General features: G+C 60.1%; 16 protein-coding genes, 1 tRNA gene and 1 pseudogene. 6 read left to right on the top strand and 12 right to left on the bottom strand.

Features of this window, described 5'->3' with window-relative positions:
• Nucleotide 1 precedes the first annotated feature (1 nt).
• The 3 genes from IM295_RS11205 to IM295_RS11195 all read right to left on the bottom strand — a co-directional run bounded on the left by IM295_RS11205 (nucleotide 2) and on the right by IM295_RS11195 (nucleotide 3,815).
• A complete protein-coding gene (locus IM295_RS11205) occupies nucleotides 2-1,435 on the bottom strand; it encodes an AMP-binding protein (RefSeq protein ID WP_126326533.1) in 1,434 nt (477 codons plus the stop codon).
• On the bottom strand, nucleotides 1,432-2,550 hold the full coding sequence (locus IM295_RS11200) for an MBOAT family O-acyltransferase (protein WP_193066731.1): 1,119 nt from the start codon (nucleotides 2,548-2,550) through the stop codon (nucleotides 1,432-1,434). The genes IM295_RS11205 and IM295_RS11200 overlap by 4 nt, the downstream gene beginning before the upstream one ends.
• 128 nt (nucleotides 2,551-2,678) lie before the next feature.
• The gene (locus IM295_RS11195; protein ID WP_193066730.1) at nucleotides 2,679-3,815 is read right to left on the bottom strand and encodes a D-alanyl-lipoteichoic acid biosynthesis protein DltD; all 1,137 of its coding nucleotides are present in this window, start codon (nucleotides 3,813-3,815) and stop codon (nucleotides 2,679-2,681) included.
• Between the two features lie 279 nt (nucleotides 3,816-4,094).
• Between IM295_RS11195 and IM295_RS11190 the strand changes: the two genes are divergently transcribed.
• Nucleotides 4,095-4,182 (top strand) — tRNA-Ser (locus IM295_RS11190).
• A gap of 44 nt (nucleotides 4,183-4,226) precedes the next feature.
• Here IM295_RS11190 and IM295_RS11185 read toward each other — a convergent pair.
• The 3 genes from IM295_RS11185 to hpxO are packed head-to-tail and all read right to left on the bottom strand — an operon-like array spanning nucleotide 4,227 to nucleotide 7,378.
• Nucleotides 4,227-5,162 (bottom strand): PDR/VanB family oxidoreductase, encoded by a 936-nt coding sequence (locus IM295_RS11185; protein WP_193066696.1) that lies wholly within the window; start codon nucleotides 5,160-5,162, stop codon nucleotides 4,227-4,229.
• Between the two features lie 11 nt (nucleotides 5,163-5,173).
• Nucleotides 5,174-6,208, bottom strand: a complete 1,035-nt coding sequence (gene hpxD / locus IM295_RS11180) for a molybdenum cofactor-independent xanthine hydroxylase subunit HpxD (RefSeq protein WP_049136545.1) — start codon at nucleotides 6,206-6,208, stop codon at nucleotides 5,174-5,176.
• A 15-nt stretch (nucleotides 6,209-6,223) separates the two neighbouring features.
• Nucleotides 6,224-7,378 carry an FAD-dependent urate hydroxylase HpxO gene (gene hpxO, locus IM295_RS11175; RefSeq protein ID WP_088204964.1) on the bottom strand — a complete coding sequence of 385 codons (1,155 nt, stop codon included), beginning with the start codon at nucleotides 7,376-7,378 and terminating at the stop codon, nucleotides 6,224-6,226.
• A gap of 239 nt (nucleotides 7,379-7,617) precedes the next feature.
• Here hpxO and uraD point away from each other — a divergent pair, with 239 nt between their 5' ends.
• Together uraD and uraH are read left to right on the top strand one after the other, a co-directional pair.
• Nucleotides 7,618-8,118 carry a 2-oxo-4-hydroxy-4-carboxy-5-ureidoimidazoline decarboxylase gene (gene uraD, locus IM295_RS11170; protein WP_193066695.1) on the top strand — a complete coding sequence of 167 codons (501 nt, stop codon included), beginning with the start codon at nucleotides 7,618-7,620 and terminating at the stop codon, nucleotides 8,116-8,118.
• Nucleotides 8,115-8,438: a hydroxyisourate hydrolase gene (gene uraH / locus IM295_RS11165; protein WP_045630051.1), complete on the top strand. Its 324-nt coding sequence runs from the start codon at nucleotides 8,115-8,117 to the stop codon at nucleotides 8,436-8,438. The genes uraD and uraH overlap by 4 nt, the downstream gene beginning before the upstream one ends.
• Here the strand turns inward: uraH and guaD are convergent.
• Nucleotides 8,418-9,734, bottom strand: a complete 1,317-nt coding sequence (guaD, locus tag IM295_RS11160; RefSeq protein ID WP_193066694.1) for a guanine deaminase — start codon at nucleotides 9,732-9,734, stop codon at nucleotides 8,418-8,420. The two genes, uraH and guaD, sit on opposite strands and share 21 nt — an antisense overlap.
• A gap of 101 nt (nucleotides 9,735-9,835) precedes the next feature.
• Nucleotides 9,836-11,332 (bottom strand): NCS1 family nucleobase:cation symporter-1, encoded by a 1,497-nt coding sequence (locus IM295_RS11155; protein WP_047364244.1) that lies wholly within the window; start codon nucleotides 11,330-11,332, stop codon nucleotides 9,836-9,838.
• A 144-nt stretch (nucleotides 11,333-11,476) separates the two neighbouring features.
• Here IM295_RS11155 and IM295_RS11150 point away from each other — a divergent pair, with 144 nt between their 5' ends.
• The 3 genes and pseudogenes from IM295_RS11150 (at nucleotide 11,477) to puuE (ending at nucleotide 13,883) form a co-directional block, all read left to right on the top strand.
• A complete protein-coding gene (locus IM295_RS11150; RefSeq protein ID WP_045630054.1) occupies nucleotides 11,477-12,193 on the top strand; it encodes a GntR family transcriptional regulator in 717 nt (238 codons plus the stop codon).
• Nucleotides 12,193-13,066: pseudogene (hpxA, locus tag IM295_RS11145) on the top strand (allantoin racemase). The gene IM295_RS11150 and the pseudogene hpxA overlap by 1 nt, the downstream one beginning before the upstream one ends.
• Entirely contained in the window at nucleotides 12,984-13,883 is a 900-nt protein-coding gene (gene puuE / locus IM295_RS11140) for an allantoinase PuuE (protein ID WP_370551810.1), read from the top strand. The pseudogene hpxA and the gene puuE overlap by 83 nt, the downstream one beginning before the upstream one ends.
• 48 nt (nucleotides 13,884-13,931) lie before the next feature.
• Here puuE and hpxZ read toward each other — a convergent pair whose 3' ends face one another.
• From hpxZ to hpxW, 4 genes are read right to left on the bottom strand one after another with little or no spacing between them, the layout of a single operon-like run.
• Nucleotides 13,932-14,318: an oxalurate catabolism protein HpxZ gene (gene hpxZ, locus IM295_RS11135; RefSeq protein ID WP_045261685.1), complete on the bottom strand. Its 387-nt coding sequence runs from the start codon at nucleotides 14,316-14,318 to the stop codon at nucleotides 13,932-13,934.
• Nucleotides 14,315-15,712: an AtzE family amidohydrolase gene (locus IM295_RS11130; RefSeq protein ID WP_193066691.1), complete on the bottom strand. Its 1,398-nt coding sequence runs from the start codon at nucleotides 15,710-15,712 to the stop codon at nucleotides 14,315-14,317. Before IM295_RS11130 ends, hpxZ begins: the two co-directional genes overlap by 4 nt.
• Nucleotides 15,709-15,897, bottom strand: coding sequence for an oxalurate catabolism protein HpxX (hpxX, locus tag IM295_RS11125; RefSeq protein ID WP_028012637.1), 189 nt, complete (start codon nucleotides 15,895-15,897; stop codon nucleotides 15,709-15,711). The genes IM295_RS11130 and hpxX overlap by 4 nt, the downstream gene beginning before the upstream one ends.
• A 10-nt stretch (nucleotides 15,898-15,907) precedes the next feature.
• Nucleotides 15,908-17,491, bottom strand: coding sequence for an oxamate amidohydrolase (gene hpxW, locus IM295_RS11120; protein WP_193066690.1), 1,584 nt, complete (start codon nucleotides 17,489-17,491; stop codon nucleotides 15,908-15,910).
• Nucleotides 17,492-17,509: the final 18 nt, after the last annotated feature.

The raw sequence follows: 17,509 nt of genomic DNA, 5'->3' as shown, positions 1-17,509 counted from the left end.
ATTAATGTGTGCGGGCGTAAGCGTCCAGCAGCTTGCGGTCAATTTTGCCGTTAGGATTTAGCGGCAAAGCGTCTTTTACGATAATTTGTGAAGGCACCATGTAGTGGGGCACCACGTTTGCCAGCGAGGTTTTGATTGCATCCGGTGCCAGCTCCGTCACGCAGAACGCGGCGATGCGCAGCACGCTGCCGCAGGGTTTCATCAGCGGCATCACCACCGCTTCGCTGATGCCGGACATGGCCAGCAGGCGGTTTTCAATCTCGCCGATCTCGATGCGGTAGCCATTCAGCTTGACCTGGCTGTCGTTGCGGCCCTGGCAGTAGATGAGCCCGTCTTCATAACCCAGATCGCCGGTCCGGTAGCCGCGGAACGCATCATTTTCCCGACGCAGCAGTTTAGCCGCGTTCTCCTGCGGCAGGCCGAGGTAGCCGCGCATGACGTTTTTGCCCCAGATAATCAGCTCGCCCTCGGCGGAAATTTCCATTCTGCTGTCCGGCATCATCACGCCCACCGGCAGCACCGCGCTGTCGCTGTTAAGGATCTCATCCGTGATCTCAACCACGGTTGTCGCAATGGTCGCTTCCGTTGGGCCATAGGAGTTGATGATTTTGGCCTGCGGGAAACGGCGGCGGAGCTGTTTCACCAGCGCTTTATTGAGCACTTCGCCAATGAAGATAAAGACGTTAAGTGCAGGCAAATACTCGCTGTTAAAGTGCGGAGAAAGCAGTTGCTGGTAGGCAAAAGAGGGGGTGGAAACCCAGGCGGAGACCGCGTTGCTTTGCAGTCGCTCGAGCCAGTTCTCTTTCTGGATATCCTCTTTGGCATTCAGCACGATGTGGCCTCCCATCGCCAGGTTCGCCAGCAGAGGGATCAGGGAGAGATCAAAGCTGAACACCGCGTGGTTCATCAGCACCGGTTTTTCCGGCAGCGAAAAGTCCTGGCTGACCCACTTCATGAAGTGCCATACGCTTTCACGTCCAATCTGCACGCCTTTCGGTTTTCCGGTGCTGCCTGAGGTAAACATGATATAGGCCAGATCCTGCTCCTCCAGCACCTTGCCCGCCTCGCCGGTGGCGATGAACTGCCGCGTCGCCACGTCGTAGTAGTAAGGGGCGCCGGTCAGGTTGCAGATCTCGCGAAGCCGCTCCTGCGGGTAAATGCAGTCCACCGGGATGTACGGAATGTTGTGCAGCAGGCAGCTATAGATCGCCACGGCGAACTCGGCCTGCTGATGGCCGTACAGCACGATCGGCGTACCGTCTGCGGGCTGGCAGCGTCGATAACGCTCTGCCCAGTCCGTCACGGCAGAGGAAAGCTGGAGCCAGCTTAAGGTTTCGTCGCTGCCGCTGATGGCCAGCTGCTGCGGGGAGGCGGGATCGCGCAGTGCCGCACGCAAGAAATCCTGCAGTTCCTGAAGATCGGAGTGATTTTTCATAGAGGTGACATTCCACTGAAGATGTAAAGGGATCCTGCGGCGCTTCCCAGCGTCAGAATTCGTCCCAAAAACGCAACGGCCGGATACTGCAATCCGCGGTGTAACGATGGGCTGCGTTTGGCTGACCACAGCAGCATGTTGTGCGCGACGGAAATCGCGCCAAACAGCGCGCCGCTGATTACGTAATGGCGTTCCAGGCCATTCCACGCCCCCATGCAGAACAGGGTGCAAAAAATACCGATATTTTGCGCCAGCGTTTTGTTCTGGCGGAAAAAGTTAAACTTCATCAGGTTCATATAGACGGGCATAAAGACCACGTCGCGCAGCCATTCGGACAGGCTGATGTGGAAGCGGCGCCAGAAATCCTGCGGGTTCTTTGCAAGAAGCGGCATGTTGAAGTTTGCCGGAATATTCAGCCCAAACAGCCGGCCCGCGCCGATGGCCATATTGCTGTAGCCCGCGAAATCAAAGTACAGATAGGCGCTGTAGGCAATCGACATCACCACGCCCACGGTCAGGGTAAACGGCTTATGGCTCCAGGGCTGCACGACGAGCGAATCGATCAGCATGGCAAACAGGAACTTCTGAATGATGCCGGTAATAATTTGCTCCAGCGCCGTTAAAAACTGCTCGCGGTTCAGGACAAATGCCGGCTTATTCACATCGCTCATCCATGTCCGCCAGCGATACATCGGGCCGGCCAGAATAATAAAGGGCATAAAGAGATAGCAGAAATAGTGCAGGAAATTCTGGCCCTCTTTTTTACTGCGATACAGCAGTACATCCACAGCGCGGAAGGTCATAAAAGAGAGACCGATTGTGCCGAGGTGATAATTAAAATGTAATTTCACCAGAACCAGGGGCAGCAGCGTTAAAACGACCGCCTGCCAGGTTTTTAATCTGCCTTTTTCTTTTAACGTGGCGACAAGATAAAACCAGCAAAAGACGGCCACGGGAACACTGTAATTGCCCTGAAATATATAACCCCAGCCTAATGCTGTCACCACGGATAAGGAAACTAGCCAGGTCAGACGGTGGCGTAAAACACGATTAACCATCGCAAACACCAGCGCGGATGAAAATAAACAGACAAAAAACATTCCTGAGCTGTACATCATTTCGCCTCAGAATTTTTGATATTCAAAATGCAACTGCATACTCATGCTGTCATCGACAGCGGTCCATGCAACGACGGTGATCGCCAGCAGTAAATAAAGGCAAAAAAGACGGATCGCGATTTTCATTATTTAAAACTCTGTGCAATAAAGCGAAGCATTGGCACCCAGGCCAGTTCGGTAGGGTGCAGACGATCCCAGTTCCAGCCGTTCTGATACGGCATGGCGTACATATCCAAATACGGGATCTGGTTCTCTTTCAGAATGGTTTGAATCTGCTTATCGAACGGGCGGAAGGTGTCGGTATTGTAAAGCGCCCAGGGGTTAACCGGGTCGACGATAGCAATCACCTGCACGTGATGCGCTTTCAAAAGCTGAACGGTTTTCCTGAACGCGGCGAACTGCCCCGGCACCACCGGCGTGTCATCCCACTGCTGCGGCTTACCGTCCTCGTCGTAAATCGTTTTGTCCATCCACAGCGTGGCCGCGCTCTGATGGCGTTTTTTATTCAACTCCCGGGCATTCGCCAGCGCTTTATCCCAGTCAGGGGAAAGACGGGCGGTTGGCTGCTGAGGCCAGGGCTGCGCCGTCTGTGGCCTGATGTTGAGTAGCGACAGCCAGTCGTTTTTAATCAGGGTGCAGAAGTTTGCAAACTGAAAACTCAGCTCGTCCCACATCAGCGCCGGATGCCAGCCATACACACGCATTTGCCCGAAGGTTAAATGGCTTATCTCTTTCGCATCAATATGCTTCAGGTAATTAACCAGGAACGGGCGCGCCTGCGGATCCTTCATCAGGGGATTAAAAATCGAGCCCGGAAAATTATCCGCATAGATAGCGGGCGGCAGGCCTTTTGAATAAAAACCGTCAGGCGCCAGAAGCAGCACCACTTTGCTGTTTGCGTTAAGGCTATCTTTAAAACGCGAGAGAAGTAAAAATTGCGTTTCGTCATCGACAAACGCATCGCCATAGGCCACGACGGGCTGGTGCAATTGCTTATTAAAATAATTAAATACGGCGTAATGTTCCTCTTCTGAGGTGGCGACCTCAGACGCACCAAGGAAGAAAATAGCATTCCCTTCTAAAGCATGGGAAATAGTGGTTATTTTTTCCGCCTGTTCTTTTGTCGTCCCTGCCATGGACTTGATCAGCGGCTGGAATTTAAGCGGCGGATCAAAGCTTGTCACCAGCGGGTGAAAACTCAGGACTAAAATGGCCAAAACGGCCATCAGGATATGTAAGCAAAACGTATTTTTGATTTTCATCATCAACCAATAAGGCGCTATGACAGTAATGCGTTAAAACCCGCATTACCCGGATTTATTACCATTACAAAACACATGGCCGTCTATTTTTTTTGGCATTCTATACCACGGTGATTTAAAAGGATGAGCGTTGCTGTGTAACGGTATGTACAAGGGGAGAAGGGGGGAGGGCTGGTAAGCGTCCGGGTGACTTTTTGCGCAGTCAAACGCCTGCAGGCAAAAATAGAAAAATTCCTGCTTTACAAGGCGCTAATAGATGTTTATAGTGCGCCTCACTTTGGAAGCGTGGCCGAGCGGTTGAAGGCACCGGTCTTGAAAACCGGCGACCCGAAAGGGTTCTAGAGTTCGAATCTCTACGCTTCCGCCAAATTCGAAAACCCTGCGATAGCAATATCGCAGGGTTTTTTCATTTTACAGCGCAATTACCAGCTCCCCGGAGTGACTCCGCGAACAGCAGAGCGCCACCTGCTGGTCAGCCGCGCTTTTTTCTGCCTCCGACTGCACGCTATCCCTGTGGTCCACCACGCCGTCAATCACCGGCGTCAGGCATGCGCCGCAGATCCCCATTTCGCAGGACAGCGGCACGTCCACGCCGTTTTCCTGTAATACCTGAGCGATGGTCTTATCCGCAGGCACCGGCCAGCGCTCGCCGGTAGAGGCAAGTTTGACCGTAAAGATCTCGCCTGCGACGCCGCTTGTGACAGGGGGAGCGGGCTGAAACGCCTCGCTGTGGATATGGGCGTCATTCCATCCCTTCGCCGCCGCCACATCGCGCGCTTTCTCCATAAACCCCGCAGGTCCGCACACCCACGCGTGCAGCCCCGCTTCAGGTGCGGGGAAATGCTCCGCCAGCCTGGTTCGTGGGGTGGTGGTATGAATAATGCAGTCACCGCACTGCGAGAGTTCGCGCGCAAACGCCGCGTTTTCCCGGTTTCTGACGTAATAGTGCAGCGTAAACGGCGTTCCGGTCGCTTTCAGCTGCAATGCCATCGCATACAGCGGCGTAATGCCAATCCCTGCTGCCAGCAGCAATACCCGCTCAGCCTGATGCAGCGGAAACAGATTGCGCGGGGCCGAGATTGAAAGCCTCTGGCCCGGACGCAGCGTTTCGTGAACGTAGCGCGACCCGCCGCGCGAGGCGGCTTCTCGCCCCACGCAGATAAGATAGCTCTCGTCGCCACATGCCCCGGTCAGAGAGTACTGGCGGACCACGCCGCAGGGCAGGTGGACATCAATGTGCGCGCCGGGTCGCCACGCCGGTAGCGCGTCGCCGTTTTCGGCCACCAGCCTGACGGCGAGGCTTTTATCCCCCTCGCGCCACAGCCCGTCAACGATCACGTTCAGCATATTGGCCTCCGTCATACCAGGAAAAATTCGCCAAAGCCCATTTTTTTCAGTCCACGGCGGTAGGCAATCGAACTCTTATCTGCCGGAATATGGGCTTCCAGAGTGAGATCCAGCGGCAGACTTTCCGGGCGCTGGGTTTCGACCATCAGGCGATCCTCTTCAAAAATGCGCAGGTTAAAGGCATGCACGTCCTCCACCGGAATATGCAGATCAAAATTGCGCGCGATGGGCGCGAACATGCGGGTCACGCGTGACGAGACGGGCGAGGCGGCGTTCATAATCACCAGCCGCGATTCACCCGGAAAATGAATCGTCAGGGTGGCGGTAAACGGCAGATGCATTTCAAAATGGCGCAGCCACTGGAACCCTTCTGGCGCCTGCACGGGTGAACTGGCGGGATAGTTGCTCACGGAACTCCAGTAATCGGCCACGAAACCGAAGGCCGTCTCCTGCGGCTGATAGATAGGGACAAGCTGATTATTGGGATCGGCAAAGGTATCGGTATGGATCCACGCAAAGTGGGCAACATCCAGAAACCCTTCCACCTGGCGCCCGGCGAAGCCGTTCACCTCAAACGCCGGGCAGTTGATCTGCTGAAATCCGTCGTCGCTCCAGTGCGGCATGGTGGGCAGCGGCACGGGATTGTCCGGGTCAAACGCCAGGCAGGTCCAGATCAGGCCGAAGCGCTCTTCCACCGCGTAGTTAATCAGGTTCAGCTTCGCCGGAACGGGCTGGTCGGGGCTGGACGGAATGCGGTTGCAGCGGCCGTCTTCACCAAAGCGTAAGCCGTGGTAGGGGCAGATAATCCCGTGATCGTCGTGAAAGCCGAGCGTCAGCGGCACGCCGCGGTGCGGACACACGTCCCGGGCAACCACGACCTGGTCGTTAATTCGGTAAATCACCAGCTGTTCATCCAGCAGGGTGGCCTTGACGGGGGCCGGGCCGACGTCGCAGGCGCGCGCAACCGGATGCCAGCATTTCGCCAGGCGCAGCCAGTCCTCTGGCTCAAACGTGCAGTGGGCGGGTGGTGTCGGTTCTCTTTTCATCGTTGTCCCTCTTGTTCAGCCTAACGGGCCGCCCTGAATGGTCTCGCACAGACCGTTGATAATGCGTTCCCCGGTCTCCTCTTTGAGCTCCTGATACCAGGCCTGCGTCAACGCCATATCTTTCCCGTGGGTGACGTCGCAGCGTTTACGCGCTTTCAGCACCAGGTCACGCACCCGGTCGCAGCGCAGGGCTTCGTACTGCCGCAGCGCCAGCGTAATGTTGTGGTTTTCACGCAGGCATTCGCCCAGCACCACGGCGTCCTCCATGGCCGCGCAGCCGCCCTGGCCGATATCCGGCGTGGTGCTGTGCCCGGCATCGCCGAGCAGCGCGACGTTGCCGCGTACCAGGCTGTCGAACGGCTCGATGTCATGGATTTCAATGCGGTTGGTGGTATCGGGATCCAGCGCGGCGATAAGCTTCTGTACCGGCGGCGCCCAGCCGCGGAAGTAGCCCGTGAGATCGGCGCGCAGGGTGGTGCGATCCTCCGCCAGGCCCGCGGGCAGCGGCACGTCAAAAAAGAAATAGAAGCGTCCGTTGGAGACGGGCATCAGCGACACGCGTTTACCCTCGCCAACGAAGGTGGTCCACTGGTGCGCCGGGGCAATCTCTTCATCAATCTTCACCAGCCCGTTCCAGTTCACGTATCCGGCGTAGCGGCGCTCCGGGGTATAGCCCAGCACGTACGGACGAACCGCCGAGTGGCTGCCGTCGGCGGCAATCACAAAATCGCCTGTTGCCGTGGTGCCATCGGTAAAGGTGACGCTTACGCCCGCGTCGTCTTCGTGAACGTGTTCCACGCGCTTGCCGAACTGCACCTTGTCGCGACCCCAGAAGTCCAGCATTTCGCGCTGGAGTTCAGCGCGCGAGACGGGGCAGGGACGCCCGCCGGTACGCTCAACCAGCGGAGCGAGGCTGAAGCGGGTCAGGGTGTCGCCGCGCCGGTAATCCTTGTAGGCCATAAAACGCATTGGACCGCCGTAGGTTTCGATAATGTCGCCCATGCCGAGGTGCTGCATACACTTCACGCCGTTAGGCCAGATGGAGATGGCCGCCCCGACGGGCCGGATCTCTTTTACGGCTTCGAACACGGTACAGTCGATGCCCGCTTTCTTTAGCGCGACGGCAGCGCTCAGGCCGCCAATACCCGCGCCAATGACGATTGCTTTCATGCTTCTCTCCTTTTGCAGGGTGTAAAAACATTCAGCAATTTGCGTACCAGGCTGCAGAGTGGCGAGAACGGCGTTGTGGGAGGTGAGTTTGCACTGCTAAGGTGCGCAAACACGGTGAATATGCCTTTTTATGAATCAATAATTTCCTGTCCAGCCATACAGAATCGACTGTTTCACATCGGCGACAAGAGTGGCGTGGTTTGTGCAACAACCCGGAGGAGGACAATAAAGGAGACACTATGATCGCACTGCACGACTTCAATCATCTTCCTGAGAAAGAGGCTCTCGCGCTGCTCACCCCCTGCGTGGCGCTACCCGGCTGGGCTGAGGCGCTGGTTTGTGGACGGCCTTACCCGAGCTGGAGTGAATTGACGATCGCGGCGCAGGCGCTGATGCAGCGCTGGGACGAAGCGGCGTTAGCGCAAGCCCTGAGCGCGCACCCGCGCATCGGGGAAAAGCCCGCGGGTGCACAGGTGGAGGCGGCGCTGTCGCGTCAGGAGCAGGGCGCGGTGAATGACCGTGACGCGGCGCTTGCACAGGCGCTGCGCGAGGGTAACGCCTGCTACGAGGCCCGCTTCGGCCGGGTGTTTCTGATCCGCGCGAAGGGCCGGAGCGGCGAGGACATTCTACAGATACTGAATGCGCGGCTGGAGAACAGCGACGCGCAGGAAGTTCAGGCGGCGCTGGAACAGCTGCGGGAAATTACGCTGCTGCGGCTGGAAGGAGTGATTAGCGAATGAGCACGCTCAGCACCCATATTCTCGATATTTCAACGGGCAAACCCGCCGCGGGCGTGACGGTTCACCTAGAACGGGAGGGCGAAATCATGGCGACGGGCGTGACCAACGCTAATGGTCGCATCACCGAATTTGTCCCTTTCCTGCCAGCAGGCCGCTATCGGCTGGTGGCGGAGATCGGCGGGTGGTTTCGCGCAACCGGCCGGGAGACGATTTACCCCTGCGCGCAAATTGAGTTTGTGACGGGAGAAGCGGCAGACGAGCACTTCCATCTGCCGTTTGTGATTGCGCCAGGCGGGTGGTCAACCTACCGGGGCAGTTGACCACACCCGCTCGCCGTTGACCCAGGTCGCACTGATGTTGCGCTCGTCGCCCAGGGTCATCAGCACAAATAGCTGCTCGTAGATATCCTGACAGCGGCGATTGCGCAGGCGCTGCAGCGGCGTCACGTCAGGATCGATAACCACAAAATCCGCCTCTTTGCCGGGGGCGAAGTTGCCAATCTTATCGTCCAGCCTGAGGGCGTGCGCGCCGCCCAGCGTGGCGTGATAAAACGCCTCGCTGGCGCGCAGGCGGTAGCTCTGCAGCTGGCCGACCTTGTAGGCTTCTCCCAGGGTGCGCAGCATGCTGAAGGTGGTGCCCGCGCCGACGTCGGTGCCGATGCCCATCCGCACCTTGTGCTGCCAGCAGGCGGGCAGGCGAAACAGCCCGCTGCCGAGAAACAGGTTCGAGGTGGGGCAAAACGCCACCGCCGAACCGGTGTCGTGCAGGCACTGCCACTCGCTGTGGTGCAGATGAATCGCGTGGGCAAACACGCTGCGCTCTCCGGTCAGGCCGTAGTGGTGATATACGTCCAGATAGCGCTCGTGCTCCGGCCAGAGATCGTTCACCCAGGCCACTTCGTTTGGGTTTTCGCTGAGATGGGTCTGCAGCCAGGTATCCGGAAACTCCTCTCTGAGCAGGCTGACCGCGGCGAGCAGCTCGGGAGAGGACGTTGGGGCAAAGCGCGGCGTAATGGCATACCCCAGCCGACCCCGTTGATGCCAGCGCTGGATCAGCTCCCGCGTCTGCCGGTAGCTCTGCTTTGCATCTTCGCTCAGGTAGTCCGGCGCGTGCCGGTCCATCATCACCTTTCCGGCGATAAGGCGCATGTTGAGGCGCAGGGCTTCGGTAAACAGCGCTTCGACCGATTGCGGATGCAGCGTGCAAAACACCAGCGCGGTGGTGGTGCCGTTGCTCACCAGTTGGTTAATGAAAAATTCGGCGATCTCTTTCGCGTAGGCTTCATCGGCAAACTGGCTCTCCACCGGGAAGGTGTAGGTGGTTAGCCACTCCAGCAGCTGTTCGCCAAAGGCGCCGATCATCTCCGTTTGTGGATAATGAACGTGGGTGTCGACAAAACCGGGCAGCAGCAGCCTGCCGCGCAGGTCCGTGTAGCCTTTGTGGGGGTCGAGATACTGCTCGCCCTCCTGCCACGCCATGTGCGCCAGAATTTTTCCGTTCTGGATAAACAGCAGTCCGTCCTCAAGGTAGCGGGCGTGTTGGGCAATCGCGTCTGCGCTGTCGCAGACCTGGGCGATATCGAAAAATGCACCGCGTATCGCAGTCTGGTATTCCATCGTGGGTCCTGCCTTAGTGTTTGCGTAGCGGGGTGAAAAAGCTCAGCAAGAACGGTGCCAGAATGAACGGGCCGCAGATAAACTGCGGCCGGGGGGAGGGGTTACTCTTTTTGCGTCGCCACGCGGGAGCTGAACGAGGCCGCGCCTGCCGTCTCGCGCTCTTCCCGCGCCAGCCAGCGGTAGGTCACGCCGCCGAGGAAGACGCCGATAAACCAGCTGAAGTTTGCCACTTCATGCAGGGCCGGGATAAAGCCAATCACCAGACCTACGGCTACGGATGGGATCAGCGCGCCAATGGCCTTCGGGTTAAAGCCGTTGCGGTACCAGTATTTGCCCTTTGGCGTATCGTCGAAGAGATCGTCTACCGACACCTTGCCGCGCTTAATCAGGTAGAAATCGGCAATCAGAATGCCGAACAGCGGGCCGATAAACGCCCCGAGCACGTCCAGGGTGTAATGGATGAGCTCTGGCGAGTTGAACAGGTTCCACGGGGTGAGCAGGATCGAGCCGACGGCGGCAATCATCCCCCCGGTGCGGAAGCTGATCTTCTGCGGCGAGCAGTTAGAGAAATCAAACGCCGGTGAGACAAAGTTCGCGACGATGTTGATCCCGATGGTGGCGGTGATCATCGTCAGCAGGCCAATTGCCACGGCCAGATCGTTACCTACGCGGCTGACGGTTTCGATCGGGTCGGTGATCATGCGGCCAAACAGCGACTGGGTGCCGGAGACAATCACCACGGTGACGATGGAGAACAGCAGGAAGTTAAACGGCAGCCCCCAGCGGTTGCCACGGCGGATCTCACCCATGCTTTTGCCGTAGCGGGAGAAGTCGCCAAAGTTTAGAAGCGGGCCGGAGAAGTAGGAGACCACCAGCGCGGTCGCGGTGATCATCTGCCAGGTCTGCTCGCCCGCGCTCAGGGATTTGCTGGCGAGGGTGAAAGAGATCCCGTCAAAACCGGTCTTGTATACAATCCAGCCCGCGAGGGCCAGCATCACCACATAGACCGCCGGACCGGCGATATCAATAAAGCGCTTAATGGCGCTCATGCCGTGCCAGAAGACCATCGCCTGAAGAACCCACATGATGGCAAAGCAGATCCAGCCCAGCGGCGACAGGCCCAGGAAGGCACCGGTGGTAAGGCTCGCCAGAGAAGGCCAGAACTTCAGCACCACCAGCATCAGCGCGTTGGCGGCAAGCCAGGTCTGGATGCCGTACCACGCAAAGGCGATGAGCCCGCGGATCACCGCCGGAATATTGGCCCCGAAGACGCCAAACGCCTGACGGCTGATCACCGCATAGGGCACGCCCGCCATCTGGCTCGGTTTGGCTACCAGGTTGGCGCACAGCTGCACAATGCAGATCCCCACCAGCAGGCAGAGCAGTACCTGCCAGCTTGCCAGCCCGAGCGTAAAGAAGCTCGCGGCAACAACGTAACCCCCCATGCTGTGAACGTCGGACATCCAGAAAGAAAAGATGTTGTACCAGCTCCAGTTCTGGTCACGCGTCGGTGCCAGATCCTCATTGCAAAGACGTGGGCTGTAAACCGCACCGGAATCAGCGGCCGTACTCTGCTGTGCGTTTTGACTGTTTGGCATGAAACCTGCTCCTGTGAATGAAAACCCGTTGAGTGGGAGTGCAAACGGTGTTGCAGGATCCAGGCCAAAATAATAAATCTTGTATGCAATATTTAATTTTTATGTATACGATTCGATAACGGAAAGTAAAATTCGGAGTGGTGAATGAACAACATAAACGCCCTGCAGACCGCGCCAGACCTGCATGACAAAGACGAAACCATCTTCCAGGCGCTGATGACCGCGATTGTGGAACATCAGCTGCTGCCGGGGAGCAAATTGCCGGAAGAGGCGCTGGCCGAGGTGTTTGGCGTGAGCCGCACGGGCATCCGCAAGGTGCTTCAACGACTCGCCGCTGTGCAAATGGTCACCCTGACGCCCAAACGTGGTGCACACGTCGCCAGCCCGACGGTGGAAGAGGCGCGGCACATCTTCCGCACCCGCGCGCTGCTGGAGGTCGCTAACCTTCCGGACGTGCTGGCGCACTGTCAGCCGCCGCACCTTGCCGCGCTGGAGGCCATTATTCGTCAGGAGCAGCAGGCGCACGAGGCGTACGACGGCCCGGCGGCAATCCGACATTCCGCCAGTTTCCACATACAACTGCAGGCCATCTCCGGTAACCAGGTGCTGACGGAGATGGTGACAAGCCTGAGCCAGCGCTCCTCGCTGGTGATTGCTACCTGGGGCGCGCCGTGGCGTCAGGGCTGTCGCTGCAACGACCACGAACAGCTTGTAGATCTGCTGCGTCAGAAGGCGCTGCAGCCGCTAAGCGATGCCCTCATGCACCATTTTGAACATATCGTTGCCAGCCTCTGCTTCGAGCGGGCGGGCGAGTGCCTGCCTGATTTTGCCCGGCTGTTTGCCGGCCACAAGGAGTCGTAATGTCATCTGTCTGTATACAAGTGATCAACCCCAACACCAGCCTCGCGATGACGGAAACCATCGGCGCGGCGGCCCGCGCGGTGGCGGCGCCGGGGACGGAAATCCTCGCGGTTTGCCCGAGCGCGGGCGTGCCGTCTATAGAAGGCCACTTTGATGAGGCCATCGCCGCCGTCGGTGTCCTGGAACAGATCAAAAAAGGCAGGGAGCAGGGCGTGGACGGTCACGTGATTGCCTGCTTTGGCGATCCGGGACTGCTGGCGGCGCGCGAGCTGGCGCAGGGGCCGGTTATCGGCATTGCCGAAGCCGCTATGCATATGGCGACGCTGGTGGCGACGCGCTTTTCGGTGGTTACCACGCTGCCGCGCACGCTGATTATTGCCCGCCATCTGTTGCACCAGTATGGCTTTCAGGACCACTGCGCAGCGCTGCACGCCATCGACCTTCCGGTGCTGGCGCTGGAGGACGGCAGCGGTCTGGCGCAGGAGAAGGTGCGCGCGCGCTGTATACAGGCGCTGAAAGAGGATGGCTGCGGCGCCATCGTGCTCGGCTGCGGCGGCATGGCGACGCTGGCGCAGGAGCTGACCCGCGAGCTGCGCGTGCCGGTGATCGACGGCGTCAGCGCGGCGGTGAAGATGGTGGAGTCGCTGGTGGCGCTGGGGCTCTCGACCAGCAAGCATGGGGATCTGGCCTTCCCGGAGAACAAACCGTTAAGCGGGCATTTTCAGGCATTGAATCCATTTTAACTTTTGGGGGTGGTATGGGGCTTTTCGAACAGGATTATCCGCGGGATCTGCGCGGCTACGCGGGCAACCCGCCGCACGCGCGGTGGCCGAATCAGGCGCGCATCGCGGTGCAGTTTGTGCTCAATTATGAAGAAGGGGCGGAAAACCACGTTCTGCACGGCGATGCCGGGTCCGAGCAGTTCCTGTCGGACATCATCGGCGCGGCCAGCTACCCGGACAAACACATGTCGATGGACTCCCTCTACGAATACGGCAGTCGCGCCGGGTTCTGGCGGATCCACAATGAATTTCAAAAACGCGGCCTGCCGCTGACGGTCTTTGGCGTGGCAATGGCGCTGGCGCGTCACCCGGAGATCGTTGAGGCGATTAAGACGGCGGATTACGACGTGGTCAGCCACGGCTGGCGCTGGATCCACTATCAGAATATGGACATCAGCCAGGAGCGCGAACATCTGCACAAGGCGGTGCACGTTCTGACCGACCTGTTCGGCAAGCCGCCGACGGGCTGGTACACCGGGCGCGACAGCCCCAACACCCGCCAGCTGGTGGTGGAGCACGGCGGCTTTGACTACGACAGCGACTACTACGGCGATGATTTGCCCTTCTGGACGGAAGTGGCCTGCGGCGACGGCACCCAAAAGCCGCACCTGATCGTGCCCTATACGCTGGATGCGAACGACATGCGCTTTGCGACCGCGCAGGGGTTTAACACCGCCGAGCAGTTTTATACGTACCTGAAGGACAGCTTTGACGTGCTGTACGAGGAGGGGGAGAGCGCGCCAAAGATGATGTCCCTCGGCATGCACTGCCGCCTGCTGGGAAGGCCGGGGCGTTTTCGCGCGCTGCAACGGTTTCTGGATTACGTGCAGCAGCACGATCGGGTGTGGGTCTGTACCCGCCAGCAGATTGCTGACCACTGGCGGGAAGTGCATCCGTTTCAGAAGTAATTGTGCGATGTTTTGCCGGGTGGCGGTTGCGCCTTACCCGGCCTACGGCTACGACATCAAACTCACCTGCGCCGCCACGATCCGCCACCCGCAGGCAAACCTTACCCACGTCTGCTGCTGGCGGCCAATCCGCTCCGTACCTTCACGGGTAAACTCGGTGCTGCACACGGCATAATCCTCCCCGAAGGTGGTAATCACGGTGTGGCGCAGCGTCCGCTGAAGCCCGGCAGACGGGCGCGCCGCCCTAAAGGCGCGGATTTCATCGATCCCGTACAGATTTTCCCCCGCCCCCAGACGCACCGTGTTTTTGTCGTGCCAGAACAGCTCGTCCAGCACGGCAATGTTGTTACTCACCAGCGCGTCCTCGTAGCGGTAAAACGCGGCGGTCACCTCGGCAACCACCCACGGCAGGTTAATGTCATCGTGATTGATCATGCTGCAACCTCCGCCGGGCGGGCATCGGTGATGCCGCTCTCTTCCAGCACGCGCGCGACGCGCAGGCAGGCCTGCTCGTTAAACGGCGCGGCAATCAGCTGCAGGCCAATCGGCGCGCCATGTGCGGTGCGCAGCGGAACGGTGGTCACGGGCAGGCCCAAAAATGAAATCGGCTGGGTCAGCATCCCCATGCTGGCGCGGATGGGGAGCGGCTGACCGTTAATCTCCATGGTTTGCTCGCCGATCCGCGTGGCGCTGCGCGGCGTCGCGGGGGCGATCAGCACGTCGGCCTGGGCAAACAGCGCGTGAAACGCCTGCCGCGCCTGCGCGCGGAACCGCTGGGCCTGAATATACCAGGCGGAGGGGATCATCGCGCCTGCCAGCAGTCGCTCCCGGGAGTGCGGCTCAAAGCGCTCGGGCTCGCGGCGAAGCGCGGGCAGGTACTGATTTCCCCCTTCGGAGGCGCTGATGATAAACGCCGCGGAGCGCGCCAGCTCGGCGTCCGGAAACTGCAGCTCATCCTGCACGTCGAGCGCCTTCGCCACCCGCGCCACGGCGTCTCTGGCCTGTGCGTCGCACCAGGTGGTGAAGTAGCCGCCGAGCACCGCGCAGCGCAGGCCGTCAAGCCCGCGGTCTAGCAGGGGGCGCGTCTGCTCGCGCGAGCTCTCTGCCTGAAAACGGTCGCTGCTGTCCCGGCCCTGAAGCGCGTCGTACACGGACGCCAGGTCGCACACGCGGCGGGCGAAGGGGCCTATATGATCCAGGCTCGCGACAAACGGATGGCTGCCGGATCGTGACAGGCGGCCAAAGGTGGGCTTGAGGCCATAGATGCCGCACAGCGAGGCCGGAACGCGAATCGACCCGTTGGTGTCGGTGCCGAGCGAAAAGTGCACCAGCCCGGCGGCTACGGCGGCGGCTGAACCGCCAGAAGACCCGCCCGCAATGCGCGTCAGGTCGTGCGGGTTACGCGTCGCGCCGTAGTGGCTGTTCTCGGTGGTAAAGCCGTAGGCGTAGGCGTCCATATTCACCATCCCGGACAGCAGCCCGCCCGCGCTGCGCAGCTGGCGCACGGCGAAGCTGTCAGCGGCCGCTGCGGGACGCTGGCTGAACAGCTCGGCGCCAGCGAGGGGGGTGTGTCCGGCAACGTCGAACAGGTTTTTCACCGCGTAGGGCACGCCCGCCAGCGGCGGCAGGGGGCGCTTTTCGCGGCGCAGGGTGTCGATGTTCTCGGCCTCGGCGAGCATGCGTGCTTCCGTCACGGTGGTCCAGGCATTGATCTGCGGATTAACGCGCCCAATCGCCTCCAGCGTCTGGCGGGCAATCTCATGGGCGCTCAGCTCGCCCGCACTCAGCGCCTGTTGAATGTCGCTGATACTCATCTCGTGTAGCGTCATGCTTTATACACTCCTGCGATCTCCAGACGGTCGTCGAGCGGCAGCGCCATCAGCGGGGCGGCCATGCTGGCAATGCGGCTGAACTGCAACTGCAGCTCAGCGCGGCGGGCATCGTCCAGCGTCACGCCGAGCACGGACTCCATTTGCGCAAGATACGCCTGCCAGTCGGGTTGTTGTGTCGTCATTGTTTTCTCCTCAGTATCCGGCGGCCGCGCCGTTGCTGCGCGGGTCAAACGCCCCTTCAAACAGCCCGTTGGGGTGGCGGACAATCGCGCCCGCGTGGCCCATCGCTTCACTGAAGTCAGGGAATATTTCTACCTCATGTCCGAGTACCTGAAGCCGTAAGACCGTCTCAGCGGTAAAGCGTCCTTCCAGCTTTAACGTGTCTGAGGTTTGTCCCCAGGTGCGCCCCAGCAGCCAGCGCGGGCGGGAAATGCTTTCCTGCAAGGGCACGCCCTGAACCACGTAGCGGGTAAAGAGCGCGGCCTGGGTTTGCGGCTGTCCGTCACCGCCCATCGATCCGTAGACCATTACGCGCCCGTCCTTAAGACGCGCCGCCGCCGGGTTCAGGGTATGGAAAGGCTGTTTGCCCGGCGCGAGGGCCAGAAGATGAGCGGGGTCGAGGCTGAACGACGCCCCCCGGTTCTGCCAGACGATGCCGGTATCGGGCAGCACCACGCCGCTGCCGAACTCGTGATAAATACTCTGGATAAACGACACGGCAAGCCCGCTGTTATCCATCACCCCCATCCACACCGTATCGCCGGGCCCTTTTCCGGTTCCCCACGGTGCGGCGTGGCCGTCGTCAACCCTGTCGGCAAGCGCCTGCAGGGCGGCGGGATCCAGCAGTTTCTGAATCTCGGTTTTCAGTTCACGCGGGTCGGTAATGTGGGCATCGCGCAGGCCAAAGGCCAGCTTGGTGGCTTCAACGATGCGGTGAATGGTGTCCGCGTCGTCGGCCTCTGCCATATTCAGGCGGTCGGTGATGCCGAGTATCGCCAGCGAGACCAGCCCCTGCGTCGGCGGTGCGTGGTTAAAGATCTCCCCCTGCTGATGCTGCAGCTTCAGCGGCGCGGTGCGCCGGGCAACGTGCGCGTTAAGATCGGCCAGCGTCACGGGCATGCCCAGCGTCTCCATGCCGTGCGCCAGCACGTTCGCCAGCGGGCCGCGATAAAAGCTGTCCAGACCGTCCTCTACGAGGCGCGTCAGGGTTGAGGCCATGGCGGGCTGGTAAAAATGGCTCCCGACCTGGGGCGGCTTACCGTTCACCAGCCACGTTTCCGCGAAGCCGGGGATGGCCTTAAGCTCGTCGAATTTACTGGCCGTGGCATGGGCCTGTGAGGCCGTGACCGGGGTGCCGTGCTGCGCATAGTCAATGGCGTCGGCCAGCAGGCGGGCCAGCGGCAGCGACTTGCCGGTCATCTCGCGGGAGACTTTCAGCGCCTCGTCCCAGCCGCTCACCGTGCCGGCGACGGTCAGCGCCGCCTGCGGCCCGCGATGGGGAATGTGCGTGTGCCCGTCGTAGGCGGCAAGCGTCGCGCGCGATCCCGCCGCGCCGCTGGCGTCAATGGCGATGGGGTCGCCTTCTGGCGGCACGATAAGCCAGAAGCCATCGCCGCCCAGCCCGTTCATATGGGGGTAAACCACGGCGATGGTGGCCGCCGCCGCGACCATCGCTTCAATCGCGCTGCCGCCTTCGCGCAGCACCGCCAGCGCGCTCTGGCTGGCAAGATGGTGGGGCGCAACGGCCATGCCGTGCGTGGAGACGTTGCTTTGCATGAGAAGTCCTCGTAACAC

The sequence above is a fragment of the Enterobacter cloacae complex sp. P14RS genome (assembly GCF_014895895.1).
Taxonomy (GTDB): domain Bacteria; phylum Pseudomonadota; class Gammaproteobacteria; order Enterobacterales; family Enterobacteriaceae; genus Enterobacter; species Enterobacter bugandensis.
The sequence above is the reverse complement of the archived record's forward strand: the minus strand, read 5'-3'. Positions and strand labels throughout refer to the sequence as shown.